The sequence below is a fragment of the Phytohabitans aurantiacus genome (assembly GCF_027923225.1).
Taxonomy (GTDB): Bacteria; Actinomycetota; Actinomycetes; order Mycobacteriales; family Micromonosporaceae; genus Phytohabitans; species Phytohabitans aurantiacus.
On record NZ_BSDI01000026.1, the window covers coordinates 12,321 to 31,529 of the forward strand.

The following is a 19,209-nucleotide window of genomic DNA, read 5'->3' on the forward strand; positions in this document are numbered from 1 at the left end:
TCAGCTCGCCTGGTCCGACTTGGCGAGCTCCTCGACCGCCTTGTCCACGGTGACCGATCCGCTCAGCAGCTGCTGCGACAACCGCCCCATCAGCTCCACCGTCTTGGACGAGAGCGCCACGTGCAGGGCCGGCTTGCCGTCCTTGGTCTCCGAGACGATCGTCGCCACGGCGGGGCCCGCGCTGGACACGTCGATCGTGGTGTCCGCGGCGATGGCTCCCGCGTCGGCGTAGAACGCCTTCAGGGCCTCGGTGGAGGTCAGCGACCGCACCAGGTCGGCGGCGACCTTGGGGTCCTTGGTCCACTTCGCCACGGCGTAGCCGATGCCACCGTCGTAGGGCAGGCTCGGGGTCGCCCCGGCCGTCACGACCGGCGACGTCATGACGCCCACGTTCTCGGCGTTGAGGAACTCGGCGAAGTCCTTCCAGTGCCCGATGTCCGACATCAAGCCGATGACGTGCGCGGCCTTGGCGGACTGGAACACCGCGAACGCGTCGTTGAACATCGCGGTCGAGTTCGCCCCGTCGTTGTTCAGGCCCTTGTCGTTGACCTCTTTCCAGAGGGCGAAGACGCGCTTGACGTTCGGCGAGGCCCAGTTCCGCTTGCCGGCGATCCAGTCGTCGTACTCCTGCGGCGTGAGCACGCCGGACCCCAGGCCGGACAGGAAGAACTGGATGCCGATGCCTTCCTTGTTGCCCTGTGCGAAGCACTTGGCGCCGGTCTTCGTGGCGATGGTCGCGCAGTTGGCGACGAACTCGTTCCAGTTGGCGGCCGGCCGCTCCGGGTCCAGCCCCGCCTTCTTGTACAGAGACTTGTTGTAGTAGATCGGGTGGCCCTGCAGCGTCACCGGGGCGGCGTAGGTCTTGCCGTCCTTGGTGAACGCGTCCCAGCCCGCGAGGCGTTGCTTGTCGTCGCCGACGTACTGGTCCAGTGGCAGGAGCGCGTCGACCCGGTCGCGGATCTGCCCGCCGCCGTTGAAGAGCATGACGTCCGGACCCTTGCCGGACTGGATGGCGGCACCGAGCAAGGTGTAGTACTGCTCGAACGGCTGCGCGACGAACTCCACCTTCACGCCGGGGTGCTTCTTGGCGAAGTCGGCCTTCGCCTTCTCGATATATGAGGCCGCGGTGGCGTCGCCGGACTTCCAGTCCCAGACGACGAGCTTGCCGTCCGAAGCGCCGGACGACGAGTTGGAATCCGAGGCGCTTCCACAGCCGGCCAACGCCAGCGCGGCGATCAGGGCGGCCGTCCACAGTGCACGCTGCTTCATTGCTGCTCCCTCGTCCGAGGCGGCCGGCGAATACACGGCAAGGTAACTCGTATGACGTATGACGTCAATACACTCGCGTATAGTGAGGGGCGCCCGCGGCGGCCCCGCGAGCCACGGAGGGTGAGATGACGGCACCAGCACAGCCGGCCACAGGCGTCGCCGGGTCCCCTGCCTGGACCAGACGACCGGCCAACCTCGCCACGGCGATCACCGCCGAACTGGTCGAGCGGATCGTCCGTGGAGTCCACCCCTCGGGAACCTCACTGCCTCCCGAGCCGGTGTTGTGCGAGACCTTCTCGGTCAGCCGCACCGTCATCCGCGAGGCGATGAAGGTTCTGCAGGAGAAGGGTTTGGTGCAGGTCCGCCAAGGCACAGGCACCACCGTCACGCCACCCGCGATGTGGAACATGCTCGACGAGCTCGTGCTCGGGGCGACCATCGCGCTGGATGACAGCCTCGCCATCCTCGACGACGTGGTCGTGACGCGCCGCGTGCTGGAGTCCGACATGGCGAACGTCGCGGCCAGGTTGGCCGACGACGAGACCGTCGACCGGCTACGTCGCCTGGTCGACGAGATGGACGGTTTCGTCGACGACCTGGATGCCTACCACGCCCACGACGCGACCTTCCACGACACCATCATGCGGGCGTCCGGAAATCGCATCGCCCGCGCCGTCGTACGCGCGCTGGAGAGCCAGGTCGTCAAGACCTCCCGCTATGTGGGCCGCACCGCGCGGGCCCTGTGCGTGGCGTCCAACCGCGGCCACCGGCGCATCTACGAACGGATCGCCGCACACGACCCCGAAGGCGCCGCCGAAGCGATGTTCACTCACATCACGGACGCGTGGGTGGTGCGCCGCAGCGGGCCGGACGAGCCGACCCGGCTGCGGCGATAGGTTCGCCAACCGGGGTGGCGGCGGGGCCCGCACCTCACTCGGGCCCCGCCGCCGGCTTCCGGCGCTCGCCTACAGCGGCGGGTAGGCGTTCTGCATCAGCTGTGTCAGCTGCGCCGGGAAGAACGCGCCGGAGATCGGGGCGTCCGGCAGCGCGCCGCTCATGTTGTTGCCGTTGAGGACGTTGCCGGTGTACGTCGGGTCGCACATCCGGTCGAAGCCCTTCCCGTCCGGGTTGTCGATCAGGCGGCTGGAGCCGTCCGACTCGCCCGGAGGCTTGACCCACACGTAGGCGTCGATGCCTTCGGGACCGGGGTTGGCCCGCGGCCGCTCACCGATACCGGCACCGCTCTGGTTGCACCAGTTGCCCTTGTGGATGCGTCGATCGATCTTCGATCCGTTGATCTGCTCGTCGAGCGTGCCCGTGGTACGCGGACCGGTCGGCCGAGCCGCGCCGCCCCAACCGTTGCGCGAAGTGTCGATCACCATCCCGATGGTCGACGGCATGCCCTGCGTGATGAGCTCCCGCCGGAGGGCCTGGACGTACGAGGTCTCGTCGTTGTACCGGTTCCAGTCGATCCACTTCGACGGCCGGGTCTGGTCGTTCACCGTGATGTACGGCTCCACCAGGGCCGAGTAGTTCGACGTGTTGCTGATGAAACCGTGCACGTTGGCGGTACTGCCCGACAGCCGCACGGTATCGGCGATCAGCTGGGCGGTGGGGCGGAAGTTGTCGTCCCAGCCGATCCAGCCGTGGTGGCCGGCGTCGATGTAGTTGTACACGTTGCCGATCGCGCCGAACTTCTGCAGCGCGTACGCGATGCCGGCCTGGTAGTTGCCGTTGGCCTTCATCGTGTCGCAGATCGGCTTGGCGGAGGCCCGGCCGGACACGTTGGTGATCAGGTTCGGGAGCGAGTCGATCTCCACGATGTTGATGATCCGCAGGTTCGCGAACCGCGGGTCCGCCTGGTACGCCGCGATCGGGTCGATGTACTCGGTCTTGTACCGGTTGATCTCCGTCGGGCCGAGCTCACCATTGGATGCCAGCGCCGAGCAGTCCCGGCCCGGCAGGTTGTAGATCACGAACTGGATGTACGACGCGCCCTGGCGCACCGCTTCGAGCAGGTGCTCTTCCACGCCCCAGGGTCCGTTGGACTGGCTGTTCGGCGAGCCCTCGATCGCAGCGATCCGGTCGATCCACACGGCCGTCGGGTTGCTGGAGATGCGGCTGCCGCCCGCCACCGCCTCGGCCTTGGCCTTCCACTCCGGGTTGTTGTACCCGCGGCCGCCGGCGTACGGGTTGTCCACCTTGGACCCCGGTGGCGGCGGGCTCACGGTCGGACTGACCGTGGGGCTCACCGTCGGGCTGACCGTCGGGCTCACGGTGGGGCTCACCGTCGGGCTCGTCGGCGGCGTGGTGACGACCGGACCGTTGCACGCCACTCCGTTGACCGAGAACGAGGTCGGCACGACGTTCGTGCCGCTGTGGGTGCCGATGAACCCGGGGTTGACGCTGCCGCCATTGGCGACACTGCCGTTCCACCCCTCGTTGGTGACCGTCACCTGCGAGCCGCTCTGCGCGAACCGGCCGTTCCAGCCCTGGCTCACGGACTGTCCATTGGCGAACGAGAAGCGCAAGGACCAGTTCGTCCAGGCGTCGCCGACGTTGCGAATGACGATGCTGCCCTGGAACCCGTTGTTCCACTGGCTGGCGACCGTGTACGTGACACTGCAACCGGTGGCGGCACTGGCGGGAAGTGCCTGGACCACCGAGAGGCCGCCCAATCCGAGCGCCGCGACGGCGGCTACCGCCAGGCGCTGTTTCGAAGTACGACTCGACACGAGTCTCACTGCTGTTCTCCTAGCTCGTCGTGGCGCGTGCGCGCCCTGACGTGTAGCTCGCCGGCCCGGAAGGCGAGCAGGATGAGAAGGTTCCGCATCACGTGGATCGGCTCCCTTGATGCGCTATCTATCGCAGTGCCCACTGCTGGTTTGTTCCTCCGTGGCAGGACCAGAGCTGGATCCTGGTCCCGTTGGCGGTGCCCGCGCCGCTGGCGTCCAGGCACAGTCCTGATTGGACGCCGGTGATGGTGCCGTTCGAATTGACGTTCCACTGCTGGTTCGCTTGGCCGTTGCAGTCCCAGATGATGACCGCCGTGCCGTTGCTGGTGCCTTGGCCGTTGGCGTCCAGGCACTTGGTGCCGTAGACGGTCAGTAGCCGGCTCGAGGTGTTGGTCCACTTCTGGTTCGTGGCGCCGGTGCAGTCCCACAGTTGGAGCTGGGTGCCGTTGGTGGTGCTGCTGTTCGGCACCGACAGGCACCGGCTGGACTGCGCGCCGACGACCGTCTTTCCCGGCTGGGTGGTGCCGCCCTGCGGTCCCGCCGACGCCATCACGGTCTGGGCACCCGACGGCCAGTTGCCGTTGGTGACCGTCACGTTGCCGTTGACGACGTTGCCCCGGTCGCCGTTGGTCACGTTGGTGCTTCCGTTGGTCGACCAGTTGTTGGTGACGGTCCAGTTCCCCATGTTCTCGCCACCCCAGTAGTTGGCGGTCGCCCAGGTGCCGGTGTTGGAGAACACGTTGTTGTTGACGGTGTAGTACTTCGAGCCCTCGTCGAAGTACACCCCGAAGTAGCCGTTGGTCCGCAGGCAGTAGTTGCCACTGATCAGCGCGTTCGGGTTCCACGACAGCGTGTAGATACAGCCACCGTCGTTCATCTGCTGCATGACGTCGTGTATGTAGTTGCCGATGAGCCGGTTGTTGGACGCCGTGGTGGGCGTCGTGTACCGCGGTTGGTAGTTGTACAGGCCGCGGTTGGCGTAGTTGTTGTTGCCGCCAGCGTCGTTGGACCCCCACCCGTACCCGAGCGACATGCCGGAGTACGGCATGTTGTAGACCTCGTTGTACGACACGGTGCCGTTGGTGACGTAGGTGTTCAGGACCGAGACGATGCCCCGGTACTCCGCCCCGAGGTCGTGGATGCGGTTCTGGCTGACGGTAATGTCGCGATTGACCATCCGCTGGTCGCTGGGGTGGTGCGCGTCGGCACGTACGCCGCCGACCACGATGCCGCCGGCGGAGCCGCGGGCGATCTCGGACCGGGTGATGGTGATGTTGCTGGCGCCCAGTCCCACGCCGCTGGCGTGCGCGTTGGCGTCGTTGCCGATGCCGATCGCCGTCTGGCCCAGGTTGACGAACTGCGAGTCGCTGAAGGTGACGGTGTTGGCGGCGGAGATCTGCACGGCGGCCGGCATCTGCAGCCAGTTCGGCCGGGTGGCCTCGAACTGCGTGCAGCCGTTGTGGCAGGAGGTGAAGCTTGGCCAGTTCCAGTTGCCGGTCATGTAGGCGCCGGTCTGCTGGTCCACGTAGCCCTGGTTGCCGCTGGGTCCGAGCCAGCTCGTGCCGGTGAACGTGATGCCGCTGAACGTGATGTGGTGTGCGGGCGCGTCGTAGGTGCCGCCGACGTTCACCAGGGACTGCAACGCCGGCAGCTCCACGCTGGCGCTGCTCATGTTCTGGCCGGCCAGCGGGATGTAGGACAGGACCCCGGTCGCCGGGTTGAGGTACCACTCGCCCGGCGCGTCCAGGAACTCGTACGCGTTGGCCAGGTACAGCGGGCCGGCGCGGTGCGGGCTGGTGAACGTGTCGTACCCGAAGTTGTTGTTGTTCCAGGCCGGCTGCTGCATCGTGATGAGGTTTCCGCTGATGCTCTGCACCGGCGAGTACCGGTCGGTGAACGAGTTGACGCTCTCCATCTCGACGCGGCTCTGGTTGGCCAGGTTGTTCAGGTAGCTCAGGGCGCCGTTGGTGAACCGCATGCCGGTGCTGGAGGCGGTGAAGTCGGCCCGGTTCACCTGCGTGCGCGCCCGGGTGGCGATGGCGCCGTCGACGTAGAGCTGCCGGGAGTCGGTTCCGGTGGGCACGGTGGCCCGCCAGATGTTCCGGCCGGCGTCGGCGAGCGACCATCCGGTGACCGCCCGGGCGCCGCTGATCACGGGGCGCGCCGACGGGGCCGCCTGCCACACGACGGTGCGGCCGTTGGAGCCGGAGTCCTCCGCGGTCAGCCGCAGGGGCGCGGCCAGCCGGTACACGCCGTCGGCCAGTTGCACCACGATGTCGTCGGACATCGCGTCGTTGAGCGACCGCACCGCGGCCTGGGCCGCGGTCAGCGAGCACGGCTGCGCGCTGGAGCAGGCGGTGCCGGTGCCGGTCGGTGACGCGTAGACGGTGGTGGGAGCCGCCGACGCTGGGGCGGCGAAGGCTACGACGGCGGCGGCGGCCAATGTCGTGGCGGCGGCCGCGGCCAGTAGGTGTCTACGCACCGGGGGTTCCTCCTGGACGTGGGGGCGGAGGCGGCTTGGGGCCGGTCGATGCCGACCGCCGGACGGTCGGCGAGCCGTCCGGCGGTCGGCACCAAGACCGGTCGAGATGGTGGGTTCTCTACCGGGCTAGCAGGCAATTCATATGACGTATGACGTCATCAGAGCGAACTTTAGGCGCGCCCTGTCCCGCGCGTCAAGTGAGGCCTGTCGATTCGCTCACGATCTTTCGGAGGTAGGACAACCCGTCGCGGGCCAGCGCGTCCTGCGACGGGGCGAGCGGGCGCCAGATCGAGGCGGCGGTGGCGATGGCCTCGTTCTGGGCGGTGAACGACTCGATGCAGACGGCGCCGCCGTAGCCGGTCTTCACCAGCGCGGCGAAGAAGCGCGGCCAGTCGAAGTGGTCGCCACCGGGAGCGCCGCGGTCGGTACCGCTGACCTGAACGTGCTTGATCCAAGGACCGGCGAACCTGAGGGCCGCGTACGGATCGGCCTCCTCGATGTTCATGTGGTACGTATCGATCATGAGGCCGACGTTCGGTGGCAGGCCGTCGACGAGCTCCACGGCCTGCTCGACCGTGTTGACGACGCTCGTCTCGTACCGGTTGAGCGCCTCCACGGCGATGCTCACGCCCCGCTCCCCCGCGTAGTCCGCGACCGGCCGCAGGGCGCGGCGGAAGTCGGCGTAGCAGGCGAGCCGGGCCGCCGGTGACATGCGCCAGGTCCGCCCCACCGCGGCGTAGACGGGCCCGCCGACGCAGGCGGCGCCGACGGCCGCGGCACTGTCCACACAGGTCCGCAGGTACGTCGCGGTGGCCTCCACAGTGGCCGGCGGGGCGTCCACGAGGTCACGTCCCGGCGGGGTGACCGCGCAGACGCCGGCCGCGGCCAGGCCGTGCGACGCCAGCAGGTCACGGGTACGCGCCGGGTCCCAGTCGCCGGGCTGCTCGATCGGCAACTCGACCGCGTCGAACCCGAACGCGGCGATCCGGGGGACCAGCTTCGCCAGGGCCGCGTCGTCGACCGGCGAGGCCCACACCCACGGGTTGACGCCGATGGCGTACACGGAACTACTTCCAGCGCTGCGGGTAGCCGGGCAGGTCGGTGCAGCCGCACATCGCGTAGTGCAGCGGCGGCATGTTCGCGTCGACGTACTCGGAAAGGTTGTCCTCGGTGATGGTCGGCTGCGGCAGCTTCCACGGGTTGGACACCGGCTCACCGGCCAGTACCTTCAGCGCGGCGATGATCGGCGTACGCCACTGATAGGTCGGATAGGTGGGCGCGATGGCGGTGAGCTTCTTGTCCTTCCACAGCTTGAGGAAGTCGAGCTGATCCTCGCCATTGATCGGTGGCACGGGCTTGCCCGCGTCCTGAAACGCCTCGACCGCCGCCACCGCGACCGCCCCCGCGTCCATCCAGACGCCGTCGATCGTGCCGTACCGCTGGATGTAGTCGTTCACGATCTTCTTCGTCTTCGCCGGGTCGCCGTCGGTGAACTCCACGCCGACCACGTCGACGCCGGCCTTGTCGAAGGCCACCTTCGCCGCGGACCAACGCGTCTCCAGTACGTCGACACCGGGCAGGATGCGCAGGGCGAGCACCTTGCCACCCGGCTTCATCTTCTGGCTGACGAACTCGGCGGCGACGTGGCCAAATCCGTACCCGCCGATCGGGTTGATGAACGTCACCGGACAGGTCGTGTCGACGCCGCGGTCGAAGACGATGACCGGAAGGCCCTTCTGGCACGCGGCCTCGACCGCCGGCGTGAGCGTCGCGGTCGTGTTGGGCGAGACGATGAGCGCGTCGCAGCCCCGGCCGAGCAGGTCGTTGATGTCCGCGATCTGCTTCTGGTCCTTGCCCTCGGCGTCGACATGGACGAAATCCTTGATCTGGCCGCGATGCGTCTCCACCTCGGCCTGCATGGTCTTGAAACCGACCTGCCGCCACGGGTTGTTGAGCCCGGCGTTGGAGAAGCAGATCCTGTACGGGCCAGGCTTGGAGAACTTCGCGGTCTGCGCCATCGTGGGGTTGAGCGCCTGCTCCCACGGCTTGCCGGCCGGCCCGGTCGGTGCGGCGCCGAGCAGCGCGAGCTCCTTGTCGTAGTCGGCCCGCACGAAGAACTTCGACTGCTCCCCCGTGCCCGAGCCGGCGGCGTCGGAGGCGGGGCTGGACGCGGACGGGGACGGTTCGTCGGTGGCGCAGCCGGCGAGCGCCAGCACGGCGGCGGTGGTCAGTGCGGTGATGACTCGTATCACGGAATCCCCTTACCTGGATGAGGAACGCACGGATGAGACCGCCACGGCGAGCAGGATGATCGCGCCCTGGACGGTCGACTTGAGGGCGCCGGAGACGCCGTAGAAGTTCATGAGCGCGAAGAGCGTCTCCAGGGTCAGCGCGCCGAGCATCGCGCCGACGACCGAGCCGCGGCCGCCGCCCAGCGCGACACCGCCGAGGACCACGGCGGTGATCGCGCCGAACTCCAGGCCCGCGCCCGCTTGAAAAGAGACGCCGCTGTACCCGCCGAGCAGTATCGCCGCGAGCGCAGCAGACACTCCACTGAGGACAAACGCGATGGTCTTCGCGCGCCAGACACGCACGCCGCTCAGGCCAGCGGTGCGCGGGTTGCCGCCGACCGCGACAAGGGTGCGCCCGAAGTCGGAACGGCTCAGCAGTACCGCCAGGGCGGCCGCCGCGAGCAGGATCAGCAACGCGTACGGTATGCGCCCCAGCGCGGGCACGTCCTCGAAGGCGCGCCGGCCGAACCGCCGGAACTCCTCGGAGAGGCCGCCCTTCGGTGCGCCGTCGGACCACAGGTACACGGCGCCGACGAGGATCAGGAACATGCCGAGGGTGGTGATGAACGACGGCACGCCCAGGCGGGTCGTCACCACGCCGTTGACGAGGCCGACGAGCGCGCCGAACGCGAGCAGTACCACCACGACCGGCCACGAGCGCGACGGCTCGCTGTCGATCAGCCGCGCGGCGACGACGACCTGCGCCGTGACGAGCGAGCCGACGGACAGGTCGAACTCGCCGGAGACGATGACGAAGTACTGGCCGGCGGCGAGCAGGACGATCGGCGCCGAGCGGCCGAGGAACGACATCAACGACGGCGGGGAGAGGAAGTCGGGTTGGCGCAAGGTGAGCAGGACCAGCAACACCACGAGGATGGCGACGATCGGTGCAAGGCCGCCGGGGCGGACCCGCGCAAATCGCGGCAGTACGCGAGACTCGGCGATCCGCATGGTCAGGATGCCGCCTTTCGCAGCGCCCGGCGGGCGTAGATGGCGACGGCCACGATGATGATCACTCCGCGGATCACCTGTTTGAAGAACGCGTCGACCTCGAGCTGGTTGAAGATGGCGTCGATGCTGGCGAGCAGCAGCACGCCGCCGACCGTGCCGGCGACGCCGCCGCGACCGCCCGCGAGAGCCGTGCCGCCGAGCACCACCGCGGCGATCGACTCCAGGTCGTACAGGCCCTCGGTGCCCACCCGCGGCGCGCCCGAGCCCAGCCGGCTCGCGAGGTAGACGCCGGCGAGGCCGGCGCAGAGCGAGCACAGCACGTGGGCGGTGACGAGGACCCGGTGGTTGCGCACGCCGGAGAGGCGGGCGACCTCAGGATCGCCGCCGACGGCGATCAGGTGGTGGCCGAAACGGGTACGCGCGAGCACCAGCCAGGCCGCGGCGGCGACGGCCAGCAGCAGCAGGAACGACACGGGCACCGGACCGACGCGCTGGTAGCCCAGGCCCTGCACGAGGGCCGGCGCGGTCTTACCGGCCGGGCCGTCGTAGCCGTTGTCGAGGTATCCCTTCAGCAGCAGCCCGACGCCGACGGTCGCGATGAACGCGTTGATCCGTGCCTTGGTGACGAGGAGCCCGTTGAGGAGGCCGATCGCGGCGCTGACCGCGAGCGCCAGGCCGATCGCCGGCAGCAGCGCGGCGTCGTCGCCGTTCATGGCCTCGGCCGCGACGAGGGTACTGAGGCTGATGACGTACGCCACCGACAGGTCGAGCGATCCGCCGATGACGACAAGGGTCTGGCCGACGGCGACGAGCCCCAGGCCCGCGGCGACGTGCAGCAGGCTCACGGTCGTCGGCAGGCTGAACAGCTGGCCGCCGTCGACCGTGACGACCAGCCAACCGATCGCCAGGGTGACGGCCAGGGCCACGAACACGCCCGGCGCGGTCCGGCGGGCCGGCAGAGTCAGTACGCCACTCATGTGGCCGCCTCCCGCGCGGCGCCGACCGCGAGCGCGACGACGTCCTCCTCACCCGCGCCGGCGGGCAACTCTCCGGCGATCCGGCCGTCGCGCATGACGATGATCCGGTCGCTCATGCCGAGCAGCTCGGGCAGCTCGGACGAGACCATGAGCACGGCCGCGCCGTCCCGGGCGAGCTGCCGGACCAGGTCGTGGATGGCCGACTTGGCACCCACGTCGATGCCGCGGGTGGGCTCGTCGAACAGCAGGATCCGGGGGCCGAGCGCCAGCCACTTCGCCAGTACCACCTTCTGCTGGTTGCCGCCGGACAGGTACCGGATCTCCTGGTCCTCTCCGGCGGCGCGCACGTCGACGGCCGCCAGCAGCTCCCGGACCCGCGCGGCCCGCGCGCCACGGCCGGCGCCCGGCAGGAGCGCGCGGCTGGCGAGCAGGGCGTTGTCGAGCACCGACTGCCCGGCGACGATGCCCTCGCCCTTGCGGTCCTCGGTGATGTAGGCGATGCCGGCCCGCATCGCGGCGCGTGGCGAGCGGAGCCGCACCGGCGCCCCGTCGAGCCTGACGTCGCCGGTGGCGAACGGTGCCGCGCCGAACAGGGCCCGTGCCAGCGCCGACCGTCCGGACCCCTGCAGTCCCCCGACGCCGAGCACCTCGCCGGCGCGCAGGCGCAGGTCGACGCCCCGCAGCTTCCGGTTGCCTCCATCGTGGACGGTGAGCCGAACCGGGCCCACCTCGTCCGGCCGCGCGCGGGCGGGATAGTAGCTGGACAGCTCGCGGCCGACCATGTGCCGCACGAGCCGATCGGCGTCGGTGCGGGCGGTGTCCACTGTGGTCACCAGGCGGCCGTCCTTGAGCACGGTGATGCGGCCGGACAGGTCGAAGACCTCCTTGAGGCGGTGCGAGACGTACAGCACGCCCATCCCCCGCTCCTGCAGCCGCCGGACGAGCGCGTAGAGCCGCTCGACCTCGTTGTCGGCGAGAGCCGCGGTGGGTTCGTCCATGATGAGCAGCCGCGCGTCGGTGGCGAGTGCCTTGACGATCTCGACGACCTGCTGCCGCGCCACCCCGAGTTGGCCCACGCGGGCCTGCGGCGGCAACGAACTCTCCCCGATCGAGTCGAGCAGCGCGGCGGTACGACTGAGCATCGCCTTGCGGTCGACGAGACCGCGGCGCACGGGCTCGCGGCCCAGATACACGTTCTCCGCGACGGTGCGTTCGGGCAGCAGGTTGAACTCCTGATGCACCATGCCGATGCCGGCCCGCTGGGCGTCGCGCGGGCCGCGGAAGCTCCGGACCGCGCCGGCGAAATCGATCGTCCCCTCGTCGGGCGCGTACACCCCGGACGCGATCTTCATGAGCGTGGACTTGCCGGCGCCGTTCTCGCCGACGACCGCGTGCACCTCGCCCGGCCGGACATCGAGGTCGACGCTGTCGAGCACTCGCACGCCGAGGAACGACTTGCCGATGCCACGGAGAGTAAGCAGCGGCGACGGCGGAGGGTCAGCCATGACAATCCCCCTACGTACGTAATCGTCGAGAGCAGACGCACAAACAGCGAATCGGTTCGGTCGCCGGGATGCCGAGAGTAGGTGGATCGACACGCTATTCGCAACGCCTGATTGATCTGAGGAAATGTGTTATCGAATCGATCCGAGCGCAGTCGTATTGACTTCTCGCGATGCCCGCCGCCATGCTGATCTGGCAGACCACGGGACACAGTGGCATCTGATATGACGCTGCGTAAGTCCCGGAGGGACCTGACTGACCGTCGCGGCGGACGGCATGACGATCTGACCGGCACGCACGCCTCTGGCCCGCCCGGGCACCACCTGGCGCATCGGAGGCGTGACTCACGCGTGCCCGTGGTCGCAGCCTCATACCGCCGAAATAGGAGACGGCATGCGTCGCAGCACATTGATCATTGGCGCGATCGCGGGCCTGCTACTGTCGCTCGCGATCGTCCCTCCGGCGTCAGCGGCCCCGGCCTTCCGCGCCCTGCTGTTCACCAAGACGACCGGCTACCGCCACGACTCGATCCCCGCCGGCGTCACGATGTTCCAGGAGCAGGCGGCGGCCAACAACTTCGAGCTGGTCCACTCCGAGGACTCGAACGTCTTCACCCCGGCCAACCTGGCCACCTTCGACGTGCTCATCATGTTTCAGACCTCGGGCATGGTGTGGACGACGGCGGCCCAGCGCCAGGCGGTGGAGGGATACCTCGCCAGCGGCAAGGGCATCGTCGCCGTACACAACGCCACCGACATGGGCATCGAGAACGAGTACCCGTGGTGGGACCAGACCATCAACGCGGGCGCCCACATGCCTGAGCACTCTCCCGGCGTGCTGCCCGGCACCGCCATCGTCGCCGACAAGAAACACCCGTCGACGGCCAGCCTGCCGGACCGCTGGAACCGCAGCGAGGAGTGGTACAACTTCGACCGTAACCCGCGCGGCAACGTGCACGTCCTGGTCACCGCCGACGAGCGCACCTACAACCCGGGCCCGCGCGCGATGGGCAACGACCACCCGATCTCCTGGTGCCGCAACACCGCCGGCGGCCGCGTGTGGGCCACCGCCATGGGCCACGCGATCGCGTCCTACAGCGAGACCAGCTTCCGCAACCACGTCCTCGGCGGCGTCAAGTGGGCCGCCGGCAACGAGCCCGGCGACTGCGGCGGCACGGTCTGGGGCAACTTCGAAAAGCGCACCCTCGACGACAACACCGCCGACCCGATGGCCCTCGCCGTCGCGCCGGACGGGCGCGTGCTCTACGTCCAGCGGGGAGGCCAGGTCAAAATCTTCAAGCCGGCCACGAACTCCACCGTCACGGCCGGCACGCTCAGCGTCTACACCGGCGGCGAAGACGGCCTCACCGGGCTCGCGCTGGACCCGAGCTTCGCCAGCAACGGCTACGTGTACCTGTACCACTCGCCGGCAAGCAGCAGCACCGACGTCAACCGGGTATCCCGGTACACGCTCACCGGCGACACCCTGAACATGTCGAGTGCCGTCACCATCATCGACATCCCGGCCTACCGGGACCGCACGTTCCCCGAGCCGGGGCACACCGGCGGATACATCGAGTTCGGACCCGACGGAAACCTGTACATCGGCACCGGCGACGACACCCCGCCGAACCTCGACCCGGCGTGGCAGGGATACGCGCCGCTGGACTGGCGGTCCGGCAAGTCGCACCTCGACGCGGCCCGGAGCGCCGGCAATACCAACGATCTGCGGGGCAAACTGCTGCGCATCCGCCCCTCGGCCGGCGGCGGATACACGATCCCGGCCGGCAATCTCTATCCACAAGGGACGGCGCAGACCAAGCCGGAGGTCTACGCGATGGGCTTCCGCAACCCGTTCCGCTTCTCGATCGACCCGGCCAACGGCTGGGTGTACCTCGCCGACTACGGACCCGACCGGGGCGGCCCCACCACGAACCGGGGGCCCGAGGGGCTCGTCGAGCTCAACGTCATCAAGACTCCGGGCAACTACGGCTGGCCGTTCTGCCACGGCGACAACCAGCCCTACGCGCCGTACAACCCGGACAACGGTTCTGTCGGTGCGAAGTTCAACTGCAACGCGCCGGTCAACAACTCACCGAACAACACCGGTCTGACGAGCCTGAAGCCGATCGTCGCGCCGAACATGTGGTACGGCTACGGCACCTCGCCGACCTTCCCCGAGCTCGGCGCCAACGGCGCGGGGCCGATGGGCGGTCCGGTCTACCGATACGACGCGGCGAACCCGTCCGCGACCAAGTTCCCGCCCTACTACGACGGCGTCCACTTCTTCTACGAGTGGACCCGCAACTACATCAAGGAGGTGCACTTCGACTCGGCGACGGCCGTCACCCGCACCAACCCCTTCCTGCCAGCGGGCAACTTCATCAAGCCGATGGACATGGAGTTCGGCGCTGACGGCTCGCTGTACCTGCTCGAATGGGGCTCCAACTTCGGCGGCGGCAACAACGACTCGGGCCTCTACCGCATCGACTACATCCACGGTGGACGGTCGCCGGTCGCGAAAGCCAGCGGAACGCCCACGAGCGGGACGGCGCCGCTGACCGTGCAGTTCAGCAGCGCGGGCACGACCGACCCCGATCCCGGCAACACGCTCACCTACCTGTGGACCTTCGCAGACGGCGCCACCTCCACGGCGGCGAACCCCTCGCACACCTACACCAGCAACGGCAACTACACCGCACAGCTCAAGGTCACCGACAACACGGGCAGGAGCGCCTTCGCCAACGTGCCCATCACGGTCGGCAACACCGCCCCCGTGGTCACCATCACCGTCCCCGCCAGCGGCGGCATGCTCAACTTCGGCGACCGCGTGCCGTACACGGTCAGCGTCTCGGACCCGGATGGCGGGTCCATCGACTGCACCAAGGTGCTCGTGAACCCCGGGCTGGGGCACGATGACCACGAGCACGAGACCACGGACTACCCGGGTTGCACGGGCACCATCTCCACCGAGCTGCTCGGCGGGCACCCGGACGGCGCCAACCTGTACTACGTCCTCAACGCCCGCTACACCGACGGTGGCGGCGCCGGCGGCGCTTCCCCGCTCACCGGCTACGCGAAGGCGGTGCTGCAGCCCAAGCACAAGCAGGCCGAGTACCACACCAGCCAGTCCGGTGTCCGGGTCATCGATCATGCCGGCGCGGAGAGCGGTAAGCGGGTCGGCGACATCTCCAACAACGACTGGATCGCGTTCAACCCGATGAGCCTGTCCGGCATCACCAACGTCAGCTACCGGCTGGCGTCGCCGAGTGGCGGCGGGACGATCGAGCTGCGCGCCGACTCACCGACGGGCACGCTGCTGGCCACGACACCGGTGCCGAGCACGGGCGGCTGGGACAACCACCAGTCGACGCCACCGGTGAACACCGCCGCCCTCGGCGGAAGCCACGCGCTGTACATGGTGTTCAAGGGCTCGTCGACCAACTGGTTCGACCTCGACTCGTTCACGTTCGGCGGCGACGGCGTCGGCACGCCCAACCCCAACCCTGGCGGCGTCGCGGGCCGGACCTGGACCGTGGCGGCGCAGCACAGCAACAAGCTCGTGGACGTCAGCGGAGTGTCCACAGCCGACGGCGCCCAGATCGTCCAGTGGGCGGCCACCGGCGGCAACAACCAGAAATGGCAGGCCGTCGACGCCGGAGGCGGCGCCGTCTACCTGAAGGCCGTGCACAGCAACAAGTGCCTCGACGTCACCGGCGGATCCACCGCTCAGGGCGCGTTCCTGCAGCAGTTCACCTGCAACAACAGCAACCAGCAGAAGTTCCTCGTCACGCAGACCGCCACCTCGGGCGTGTACACCGTCAAGAGCGTCCCCAGTGGACTCTGCGTGGACGTCAACGGCGGCTCCACGGCCGACGGCGCACGGCTCCTGCAATGGGGCTGCCACAGCGGCACGAACCAGCAGTGGCGCTTCACCCTCGCTTAGCCGAACTGGAGGGGATTGCCCCGGTGCGCGCCCACGCGCCGGGGCCTTTCCCGCTCCCCCGCCACACGTCCCGCTCCCCCGCCACACGTAAGGAAGGGCCATGGTCGTTCCCAAACTCGCACGTCGCCGGTACGGAAGGCTGTCCGTGCTCGGCGCCGCCCTCGTCCTCGCCGTCGCCGCCGGCACCACGGTCGTGGCGGCACCGATCCAAACGGGGCAGAGCGCCCCGGTCGTCGGCGTCCAGTCCGGACGCTGCCTGGAGGTGTCCGGCTCGAGCACCGCCAACGGCACGCCGGCCCAGCTGTGGGACTGCACCGGCGCCGCCAACCAGACCTGGACCTACACTGCGACAAGACAACTGACGGTGTATGGCAACAAGTGCCTGGACGCCTCCGGGCAGGGCACCAGCAACGGCACCGCGGTCATCATCTGGGACTGCAACGGCCAGGCCAACCAGCAGTGGAACGTGAACGCCAACGGCTCCATCACCGGCGTCCAATCAGGACTGTGCCTGGACGCCAACGCCGCCGGCACGGCCAACGGCACCAGAGTCATCCTCTGGAGCTGCCACGGCCAGAGCAACCAGCGGTGGGACTCGCCCACCACCACACCGCCGCCATCAACGCCACCGCCATCCACCCCGCCGCCATCCACCCCGCCGCCGTCCGGCGCCGGCACGTGCGACATCTACGCCTCCGGCGGCACGCCCTGCATCGCCGCGCACAGCACGGTGCGAGCGCTCTACGGCGCCTACAACGGCAACCTGTACCAGGTCCGGCGCTCGTCCGACAACACCACCCGGAACATCGCCGTCCTGAGCGCGGGCGGCGCCGCCAACGCGGCCGCCCAGGACTCGTTCTGCGCCGGCACCACCTGCGTCATCACCGTGGTCTACGACCAGTCCGGCCGCGGCAACGACCTGTGGTACCAGGGATCGAGCGTGGTGCCCGGGTCGACCCAGAGCCGGCCGGCGATCGCGACCTCCGAGGCGCTGACGATCGGCGGCAACAAGGCCTACTCGCTCTACATCAACCCCGGCAACAGCTACTGGCGCGACGGGCATCTGACCGGCGTGCCGACCGGCAGCGCCCCCGAAGGCATGTACATGGTGACCAGCGGCACCCATGTCAACGGCGGCTGCTGCTTCGACTACGGAAACAGCGAGACGACGCGATCGGCGGACGCGGCCGGCGCCATGGACGCCATCAACTTCAGCACCCAGTGCTGGTTCGGCGGCTGTTCCGGCACCGGTCCATGGGTACAGGCGGACCTCGAATGGGGGCTCTACCCCGGCGGCAGCCAGTCCTGGAACCCGAACCAGCGGGCGTTCCCCAGCAAGTTCGTCACCGCGACGCTGAAGAACAACGGCACCTCCCGCTTCGCCATCAAGGGCAGCAACGCCCAGTCCGGCAACCTCTTCACGCTCTGGGACGGCGCCCTGCCGCCCGGATACAGCCCGATGAAGAAGCAGGGGGCCATCATCCTCGGCAGCGGCGGCGACTGCTGCAAGCCGGGCGGCGGCGCCAACCTCAGCGCCGGCACGTTCTACGAAGGCGCGATGGTCGCCGGCTATCCGTCCGACGCGACCGAGAACGCGGTACAGGCCAACGTCGTCGCGGCCGGCTACCGCTGAACCCCCACACCCCCGAGAGAACGGAGCACACTCATGCGACAGGGCACCAGATCGCATCGATTGCGTAGGCTGATCGCCGTCGCCGGCACGGTCGCGCTGGCCGGTGCCGGTATCGCCGGCATCCGCCTGGCATCCGCGGCCGCCGACGTCGTCCCCCTCGCGGCGACGGCCGGATGTGGCAAGGCCCCCGGTCTGAACAGCGGTACCCACACGATCCAGAGCAGCGGCCAGAATCGCAGCTTCATCCTGCGGGTACCGGCCAACTACAACAACAACAATCCGTACCGCTTGATCTTCGCGTTCCACTGGCGCGGTGGCACCATGAACGACGTCTCCTCAGGCGGGAGCAGTGGAAGCGTCTGGTCCTACTACGGGATGCAGGAGCAGTCGAACAACAGTGCGATCCTCGTCGCGCCGCAGGGCATCGGCAACGGCTGGGCCAACTCCGGCGGTCAGGACATCACGTTCGTCGACGACATGGTGCGCCGGATCGACGATGCCCTCTGTGTCGACACGACGCAGCGCTTCGCCCTCGGGTTCAGCTACGGGGGTGGCATGAGCTACGCGATCGCGTGCGCCCGGGCCAACGTCTTCCGAGCGGTCGCGGTGTACTCCGGCGCCCAGCTGAGCGGGTGCAGCGGCGGCACCCAGCCGATCGCGTACTTCGGCCTCCACGGCATCAGCGACAACGTCCTGAACATCTCGCAGGGGCGGTCGCTGCGGGACACGTTCGTGCGCAACAACGGCTGCGCCGGCCAGAACCCGCGCGAACCGTCGCAGGGCAGCGGGCAACACGTCACCACCCTCTACTCGTGCCGGGCGGGGTACCCGGTGCAGTGGGCGGCGTACGACAGCGGCCACGGGCCAGCCCCGGTCGACGGCTGCTCCGGCTGTGAGGACGGCGCCCGGACCTGGACCAGGGCGGAGGTGTGGCGGTTCTTCGCGCAGTTCGCGGGCACCACTCCCACGCCAGGGCCGACCACCCCGACGCCGGGGCCGACCACGCCGACGCCCGGCCCTACCACGCCGGGCCCGACCGGGAACCGGCTGCGGAACGAGGGCTCCGGACGCTGCCTGGACGTCAGCTCCGCGAACTCCGCCAACGGCACCGGGACCCAGATCTGGGACTGCCACACCAACGCCAACCAGCAGTTCACCCAGAACGGCGCCGCCCTGCAGGTACTGGGCAAGTGCCTGGACGTCCCACCCAACGCCACCGGCGGCACCCGGGTACAGATCTGGGACTGCCACGGCGGCGCCAACCAGCAGTGGACACTCAACGGCAACGGCACCATCAGCAGCGCCCAGACCGGACTGTGCCTGGACGTCAACGGCGCCGCCACCACCAACGGCTCCGCGGTCATCGTGTGGAGCTGCCACGGCGGCACCAACCAACGCTGGGCACGCGCGTAGCGATGGGACA

Annotated in this window: 12 protein-coding genes; 4 read left to right on the top strand and 8 right to left on the bottom strand. The window is 69.0% G+C overall.

From position 1 onward, the window contains the following. The gene (locus tag QMG73_RS24545) at positions 1-1,269 is read right to left on the bottom strand and encodes an ABC transporter substrate-binding protein (RefSeq protein ID WP_281899414.1); all 1,269 of its coding nucleotides are present in this window, start codon (positions 1,267-1,269) and stop codon (positions 1-3) included. A gap of 125 nt (positions 1,270-1,394) precedes the next feature. Here QMG73_RS24545 and QMG73_RS24550 point away from each other — a divergent pair, with 125 nt between their 5' ends. Then, positions 1,395-2,165, top strand: coding sequence for a FadR/GntR family transcriptional regulator (locus tag QMG73_RS24550; RefSeq protein ID WP_281899416.1), 771 nt, complete (start codon positions 1,395-1,397; stop codon positions 2,163-2,165). Between the two features lie 69 nt (positions 2,166-2,234). On the opposite strand, the gene QMG73_RS24555 is transcribed toward QMG73_RS24550, so the two are convergent. The 7 genes from QMG73_RS24555 to QMG73_RS24585 all read right to left on the bottom strand — a co-directional run bounded on the left by QMG73_RS24555 (position 2,235) and on the right by QMG73_RS24585 (position 12,210). Then, complete coding sequence (locus QMG73_RS24555; RefSeq protein WP_407676851.1) at positions 2,235-4,013, bottom strand: glycoside hydrolase family 6 protein; 1,779 nt, start codon at positions 4,011-4,013, stop codon at positions 2,235-2,237. A 118-nt stretch (positions 4,014-4,131) separates the two neighbouring features. Beyond that, the gene (locus QMG73_RS24560; protein ID WP_407676854.1) at positions 4,132-6,291 is read right to left on the bottom strand and encodes an RICIN domain-containing protein; all 2,160 of its coding nucleotides are present in this window, start codon (positions 6,289-6,291) and stop codon (positions 4,132-4,134) included. 388 nt (positions 6,292-6,679) lie between these two features. Next, entirely contained in the window at positions 6,680-7,549 is an 870-nt protein-coding gene (locus QMG73_RS24565) for a sugar phosphate isomerase/epimerase family protein (RefSeq protein WP_281899419.1), read from the bottom strand. A 4-nt stretch (positions 7,550-7,553) separates the two neighbouring features. Then, entirely contained in the window at positions 7,554-8,738 is a 1,185-nt protein-coding gene (locus QMG73_RS24570) for an ABC transporter substrate-binding protein (protein WP_281899421.1), read from the bottom strand. Positions 8,739-8,747: 9 nt separating this feature from the next. Then, the gene (locus QMG73_RS24575) at positions 8,748-9,728 is read right to left on the bottom strand and encodes an ABC transporter permease (protein ID WP_281899423.1); all 981 of its coding nucleotides are present in this window, start codon (positions 9,726-9,728) and stop codon (positions 8,748-8,750) included. Positions 9,729-9,730: 2 nt separating this feature from the next. Further along, positions 9,731-10,705 carry an ABC transporter permease gene (locus QMG73_RS24580; RefSeq protein WP_281899425.1) on the bottom strand — a complete coding sequence of 325 codons (975 nt, stop codon included), beginning with the start codon at positions 10,703-10,705 and terminating at the stop codon, positions 9,731-9,733. Beyond that, entirely contained in the window at positions 10,702-12,210 is a 1,509-nt protein-coding gene (locus QMG73_RS24585; protein ID WP_281899427.1) for a sugar ABC transporter ATP-binding protein, read from the bottom strand. The genes QMG73_RS24580 and QMG73_RS24585 overlap by 4 nt, the downstream gene beginning before the upstream one ends. Positions 12,211-12,601: 391 nt before the next feature. On the opposite strand from QMG73_RS24585, the gene QMG73_RS24590 reads away from it, so the two are divergent. From QMG73_RS24590 to QMG73_RS24600, 3 genes are all read left to right on the top strand, one after another. Next, the gene (locus QMG73_RS24590) at positions 12,602-16,153 is read left to right on the top strand and encodes a ThuA domain-containing protein (protein ID WP_281899429.1); all 3,552 of its coding nucleotides are present in this window, start codon (positions 12,602-12,604) and stop codon (positions 16,151-16,153) included. Between the two features lie 100 nt (positions 16,154-16,253). Then, positions 16,254-17,786: an arabinofuranosidase catalytic domain-containing protein gene (locus tag QMG73_RS24595; RefSeq protein ID WP_281899430.1), complete on the top strand. Its 1,533-nt coding sequence runs from the start codon at positions 16,254-16,256 to the stop codon at positions 17,784-17,786. Positions 17,787-17,846: 60 nt separating this feature from the next. Continuing rightward, positions 17,847-19,199, top strand: coding sequence for a ricin-type beta-trefoil lectin domain protein (locus QMG73_RS24600; RefSeq protein ID WP_407676852.1), 1,353 nt, complete (start codon positions 17,847-17,849; stop codon positions 19,197-19,199). Positions 19,200-19,209 lie beyond the last annotated feature (10 nt).

Coding starts and splice junctions, on each gene's coding strand:
- QMG73_RS24580 (WP_281899425.1), bottom strand. CDS start 10,705: ATGAGTGGCGTACTGACTCTGCCGGCCCGCCGGACCGCGCCGGGCGTG.
- QMG73_RS24595 (WP_281899430.1), top strand. CDS start 16,254: ATGGTCGTTCCCAAACTCGCACGTCGCCGGTACGGAAGGCTGTCCGTG.
- QMG73_RS24575 (WP_281899423.1), bottom strand. CDS start 9,728: ATGCGGATCGCCGAGTCTCGCGTACTGCCGCGATTTGCGCGGGTCCGC.
- QMG73_RS24545 (WP_281899414.1), bottom strand. CDS start 1,269: ATGAAGCAGCGTGCACTGTGGACGGCCGCCCTGATCGCCGCGCTGGCG.
- QMG73_RS24550 (WP_281899416.1), top strand. CDS start 1,395: ATGACGGCACCAGCACAGCCGGCCACAGGCGTCGCCGGGTCCCCTGCC.
- QMG73_RS24585 (WP_281899427.1), bottom strand. CDS start 12,210: ATGGCTGACCCTCCGCCGTCGCCGCTGCTTACTCTCCGTGGCATCGGC.
- QMG73_RS24560 (WP_407676854.1), bottom strand. CDS start 6,291: ATGTCCGACGACATCGTGGTGCAACTGGCCGACGGCGTGTACCGGCTG.
- QMG73_RS24590 (WP_281899429.1), top strand. CDS start 12,602: ATGCGTCGCAGCACATTGATCATTGGCGCGATCGCGGGCCTGCTACTG.